The sequence below is a fragment of the Aeromonas salmonicida subsp. salmonicida genome, assembly GCF_001643305.1.
In the GTDB taxonomy this organism is placed as follows: Bacteria; Pseudomonadota; Gammaproteobacteria; order Enterobacterales; family Aeromonadaceae; genus Aeromonas; species Aeromonas salmonicida.
This window is the reverse complement of the sequence record NZ_LSGW01000005.1, coordinates 1-5,177: the sequence shown is the minus strand read 5'-3', so window position 1 is coordinate 5,177 and position 5,177 is coordinate 1. Positions and strand designations below refer to the sequence as shown.

General features: G+C 57.9%; 5 protein-coding genes and 1 pseudogene. 4 read left to right on the top strand and 2 right to left on the bottom strand.

Features of this window, described 5'->3' with window-relative positions; genetic code table 11:
* Positions 1–349: DNA replication terminus site-binding protein (locus AXW79_RS00535; protein WP_043151450.1), on the bottom strand; the 349-nt coding region annotated here is incomplete at its 3' end.
* A 521-nt stretch (positions 350–870) separates the two neighbouring features.
* On the opposite strand from AXW79_RS00535, the gene AXW79_RS00530 reads away from it, so the two are divergent.
* From AXW79_RS00530 to AXW79_RS00515, 4 genes are all read left to right on the top strand, one after another.
* Positions 871–1,086: a DUF1127 domain-containing protein gene (locus AXW79_RS00530; RefSeq protein ID WP_005320267.1), complete on the top strand. Its 216-nt coding sequence runs from the start codon at positions 871–873 to the stop codon at positions 1,084–1,086.
* 279 nt (positions 1,087–1,365) lie between these two features.
* Positions 1,366–2,391, top strand: coding sequence for a succinylglutamate desuccinylase (gene astE, locus AXW79_RS00525; protein WP_005320264.1), 1,026 nt, complete (start codon positions 1,366–1,368; stop codon positions 2,389–2,391).
* Positions 2,392–2,665: 274 nt separating this feature from the next.
* Positions 2,666–3,760, top strand: coding sequence for a pyruvate dehydrogenase (acetyl-transferring) E1 component subunit alpha (gene pdhA, locus AXW79_RS00520; RefSeq protein WP_005320262.1), 1,095 nt, complete (start codon positions 2,666–2,668; stop codon positions 3,758–3,760).
* A 102-nt stretch (positions 3,761–3,862) separates the two neighbouring features.
* A complete protein-coding gene (locus tag AXW79_RS00515) occupies positions 3,863–4,849 on the top strand; it encodes an alpha-ketoacid dehydrogenase subunit beta (RefSeq protein ID WP_005320258.1) in 987 nt (328 codons plus the stop codon).
* A gap of 132 nt (positions 4,850–4,981) precedes the next feature.
* Here AXW79_RS00515 and AXW79_RS21850 read toward each other — a convergent pair.
* Positions 4,982–5,177 (bottom strand): annotated as a pseudogene (locus AXW79_RS21850) (IS630 family transposase); the annotation flags it as partial.

Sequence of the window (5,177 nt, the reverse complement as noted above, 5' to 3'; positions counted from 1 at the left end):
ACTTCGCCGGAATACGCACCTCGATCAGTGGGCGCAGCTGGCTGGCGCTGGCGGCAGAGAAGCGCAGCCAGCCCGGCAGGCGGTGGGTAGCCTTGGTGGAGCAGCCGGGGCGAGCACTGTGATCCCGGTAGGCCGCCAGGGTGGCCACCAACGCCTCCTCACCGCCCAGATAGCCCACCTCGATCTGTTCGATGGGCTCGTGCTCCTGCCCCTGGGGCACGGCGGGGAGGGGATAGACGTGGGCCTCCAGCAAGGGTAGCTGACCCAGCTGTCGGGCCAGGCGGGCCAGCGCCTCTTCGAGCGCGTCCATCTGTTGACGCAGGGCGGCAGTCGGAGTAAATGTGTCCATCGGCATGTCCTGTGGTCGCCCCTGTCACATCCTCTGAAGAGAGTTGGCAGGGGGTTGGCTGAACTACTGTATAAATAACCATACCAGTATGCCGAAAGCGCGCCAAGTGCCTCCTTTTTGATGCCCTTGGCGAGCATCAGAAGTGATAGCCATTTGGGTGTGTTGTTTTTGTATCTCTCTGTTAAATAAGGATCAATAAAAGATCTCTTGTTTAACAACTGGATGTAAACACCAGGTTGCCTGTCTCGCCTTTAGATCCGGTGACTGCATAGCCAAGGCAGGAAACTGCATAGTTAGGGGTGTGCCACGCAGGAGAATATGCTGTCGGGTTTTCATGCGGAATAAAACGGTTATTTAATAGTTAAAAATCAATTGGTTATATTTTAATGGCTGACGATATGCAGCATTAGCTTTACTAATGCGTTGTATCAAAATTCGTCAATTGAGTCGGTTGTCCCTCCTGACTAAGCTTTGCGCAACAAATATGCACCCGCGCAGACATCATCAAGAGGAGCCACATCATGGCCAACATGACTTATACCGAAGCCGGTTACCAGCATTCCAGCCAATTGAATCTGGCTGCTCGCGTCAAAATGACAGTACTGACCTGGCTGGAACGCAGCCGCAGCCGCAGCCGTCGCCAGCTCTCTGAGCTGCCTGAGTACCTGCTCAAGGACATCGGCCTGAACGAATCTGATCGTTATCAAGAGACCACCAAGCCCTTCTGGCGTGGTTGATCTGCCGGGCATGGATGCCTTGCTTTCTGCTGATCCTGATTGCTTAATCCCGACTTGGCTCGTGCCAGCGTGTGAATGATTGCCTGATATTATTGCTTCCCCGCAGTGCTGTTTTACTTCCCGTGATTTCCCCTTCCTTTACTCCATACCTTGTCGATTTGTCACTATCTGTCGCCAGCTTTGTATCCTTACTGTTTGAATTTGTTTAAAAACTGATTTTAAGCCCACACGCCTTGCGTATAATCCGCCCATAGCGTTTCTGACAAAAGGGTGAGATGGATGATTCCCCAGCATGATTTTTTGGCCCTGACCCGCCACCACGAGTGGCAGCTTGAGCCCTTCGCGTTTGACCTGCCCGATGGCTCCCGGGTGAGTGTCTGGGATACGGGAGTGCTCTGCCTGGAGCCTGCCAGTGGCGCGGGCGATCAGTCCGGGGGACGCAAGGATATCGTCCTCTCCTGCGGCATTCACGGCAACGAAACCGCCCCCATCGAGATCTGCAACCAGTTGCTGACCCGGCTGCTCAGCGGTGAGCTCAGCGCCCGTCATCGGGTGCTGTTCCTGTTTGGCAACCCGGCCGCCATGAACCTGGGGTTGCGGGAAGTGGAGGAGAACATGAACCGGCTCTTCTCCGGAGCCCACAGCAAGGGGGAGGGACTGTGCAATCAGGAGCGCATTCGCGCCATGCGCCTCGAGCAGTATGTGAGCCGCTTCTTTGCCGAACCGGCCCGGCCCCGTTATCACTATGACCTGCACACCGCCATTCGCGGTTCGCGCCACGAGAAGTTTGCTGTCTACCCCTTCCCCCATGAGCGGCCGCACTGCAAGGAGCAGGTGCAGTTCCTCGGTGCCTGCGGGGTGCGTACCATATTGCTCTCCAGCGGTCCCACCACCACCTTCAGCTATTACAGCTCGCACCAGCATGGTGCCCATGCCTTCACGGTGGAGCTGGGCAAGGTGCGTCCGTTTGGCGAGAACGACATGACCCGCTTCATCGAGACCCGTCAGGCGTTGCAGGAGCTGGTAACTCGGGATGAGGTGGTGCTAGAGCCCTGGCAGGCGGATGACTTCACCATTTTTGCCATCGACCGGGTGATCAACAAGCGTTCGGAGCAGTTTCGCTTCCTGTTTGCCAGCGATGTGGACAATTTCACCGAGTTTCCCCAGGGATTCGTGCTGGCCGAGGATGGTGAACTGCGCTACACGGTAGAAAAGACGCGGGAGGCGGTGGTCTTCCCCAACGCCAATGTGGCCATAGGTCAGCGCACCGTGCTGCTGGTGGTGCCGACCCGCTTGTGGGGGTGAGCCGAACCCGTCTTCTGTGCCATAGACCTGAGCGTCGTCCGGTTGGTGACGCGAATCCATTGATGTGGGAGTGATCCCGCATCCACCCAAAAGGGAGCCCGAAGCGGCTCCCTTTTTCGTCTCTGCTCAGCCGAAAAGTTCAGTGTCTTTCTGAAATTAAAGAAGTTTCTACTGGTCTTACCTGGTTAAATCACATTGCTCTTTGGTTAACATCTTATTTACATTCTAAGGGTCACCTCATGGTGGTGACGTTGACAACGGCAAGGAGCCAGTTATGACCCATGTCGACATCCCTTTCCTTCGTTACCTCGATGAGGAAGGGCGCCCGGTCGCGACACTACCGACCTGGCTGGACAAGGCGATACTGCACACTTTCTACCGCAACATGGTGATGGTGCGCAGCTATGACAAGAAAGCAATCGCGCTGCAGCGAACCGGCAAGCTCGGCACCTTTCCCTCCCATCTGGGAGCCGAGGCGGTCGGGATAGGCGTCGGTCTCGCCATGCAGGAGCAGGATGTCTATGTGCCCTACTACCGGGACATGCCCACCCTCTATGTGCGGGGCGTGCCAATGGAGAAAAACCTGCAATATTGGGGCGGGGACGAACGGGGTAGTGTTTTTTACAAGGCCGATGGCGAGCTGTCGGAGGACTTGCCCATCTGCGTGCCCATCGCCACCCAGATCACCCATGCCGCCGGCATAGCGGCGGCCTTCAAGTTGCGCAACCAGCCTCGTGTCGCCGTGGTCACCATAGGTGACGGCGGTACCTCCAAGGGGGACTTCCTGGAGGGGCTCAACTGCGCCGGAGTCTGGCATCTACCCATGGTGATGATCATCAACAACAACCAGTGGGCCATTTCTGTGCCGCGCAAGTTGCAGTCGAGCGCACCCACCCTGGCCCAGAAAGGAGTTGGCGCCGGGGTACGCAGCATCCAGGTTGACGGCAACGACGTGGTGGCTGTTTATGATGCCACCCGCATCGCCGTCGAGCGTGCGCGCAGTGGCAAGGGGCCGACTCTCATAGAGGCAATCAGCTATCGGCTGGGGGATCACACCACGGCCGACGATGCGACCCGCTATCGGGATGCTGCCGAGGTGGAAGCCGCCTGGGCCAAGGAGCCGGTCAAGCGGTTGCGACAGTTCATGTTTGAACAGGGCTGGTGGGATGAGCATCAGGAGCAGGCGTTGCTGGCCGAGGCGAGCCGGGAGGTCGATCGCGCCGTGGCTGCCTATGAAAGCACGGCCCCGCAGGCGCCGGAAACCCTGCTCGACTATCAGTTTGCCGAGTTGCCCAAGGATTATCGCGGGCAGCGCCAGCGCATCATCGCCAAGGGCATGCAGCGTCACGCCGGGGAGGAACGCTCATGATCGATGAGATGAGACTGCAGGATGCCATCAAGCCTGCCTGGTGTGACGACATGACATGCAACGGGAATGCGGTGGCTGATGACGCCGAGTGGGGGAGGACGCATGAGTGAAATGACACTGCTCGAAGCCATCAATCTGGCACTGCACCATGAGATGGAACACGACCCTGATGTGGTTGTTCTGGGGGAGGATGTCGGGGTCAACGGCGGGGTGTTTCGGGCCACTGTTGGCCTTCGCGACAAGTTTGGCTTCAAACGGGTGATAGATACACCGCTGGCCGAGGGGCTGATCGCCGGGGTGGCGGTGGGGATGGCAACCCAGGGACTCAAGCCGGTGGCCGAGTTCCAGTTTCAGGGCTTCATCTTCCCCGGCATGGAGCAGATCATCTGCCAGGCCGCGCGGATGCGTAACCGCACCCGTGGCCGTCTCTCCTGTCCCATCGTCTATCGCTCTCCCTACGGCGCCGGCATTCACTCGCCGGAGCACCACAGCGAGAGCGTTGAAGCCCTGTTTGCCCATATTCCGGGCCTGCGGGTGGTCATTCCCTCCAGCCCGAGGCGCGCTTATGGCTTGCTGCTATCGGCCATTCGTGACCCGGATCCCGTGATGTTCTTCGAGCCTGATCGTATCTATCGCTCCATGAAGTCGGACGTGGTGGATGACGGTGTCGGCCTGCCGCTGGATATCTGCTTCACCCTGCGGCCGGGGCGGGACGTCACCATAGTTGCCTGGGGGGCCTGTATTCAGGAGGTGATGCGGGCGGCGAGCCTCTTGGCGGAGCAGGATATCCAGTGCGAAGTGCTGGATTTGGCGACCATCAAGCCGCTGGACATGGAGAGCATTCTGGCGTCGGTGCGCAAGACAGGCCGTCTGCTGGTGGTGCACGAGGCGTGCGGCAGCTTCGGGGTGGGGGCCGAGATAGTGGCGCGGGTGACAGAGGAGGCGTTGACCTCTCTCAAGGCGCCGCCCAAGCGTCTCACCGGAGTGGATGCCGCCGTACCCTATTATCGCAACGAAGAGTATTACCTCATCACAGAGCAGGATATCGCGGATGCGGCTTACCAGCTGATGGAGAACAAATGGCTATGACATTTTTCAAATTTTGGCGCTTCAGCAGCCGAGCAAAAAATAGCCATGGAATCTTCCAACGTTTGGTGATTGCCCCGCAGATGGAGAACTGGTCATGAAATTTTTCAAATTACCGGACCTAAATAACTGATCCTAATAGTGATACACCTTCGCTGTGCCATAGCCATTCCCTGGGAAAGGAGACACGGTATCCATGAAGTATTTCACTCGAGCCAGCAGGTTGGCCATCCCTCTGCATTGATGATTGCGCGTGATGGTTTCATGTAACTTGTGCCACAGCCGTTCGATGTGATTAACCCAAGGACTGTAAACTGGCTGGAATAACAGG

Bases quoted from the DNA above. Each gene is read 5' to 3' on its own strand.
- AXW79_RS00530 (WP_005320267.1), top strand. From the start codon at position 871: ATGGCCAACATGACTTATACCGAAGCCGGTTACCAGCATTCCAGCCAA.
- astE (WP_005320264.1), top strand. From the start codon at position 1,366: ATGATTCCCCAGCATGATTTTTTGGCCCTGACCCGCCACCACGAGTGG.
- pdhA (WP_005320262.1), top strand. From the start codon at position 2,666: ATGACCCATGTCGACATCCCTTTCCTTCGTTACCTCGATGAGGAAGGG.
- AXW79_RS00515 (WP_005320258.1), top strand. From the start codon at position 3,863: ATGAGTGAAATGACACTGCTCGAAGCCATCAATCTGGCACTGCACCAT.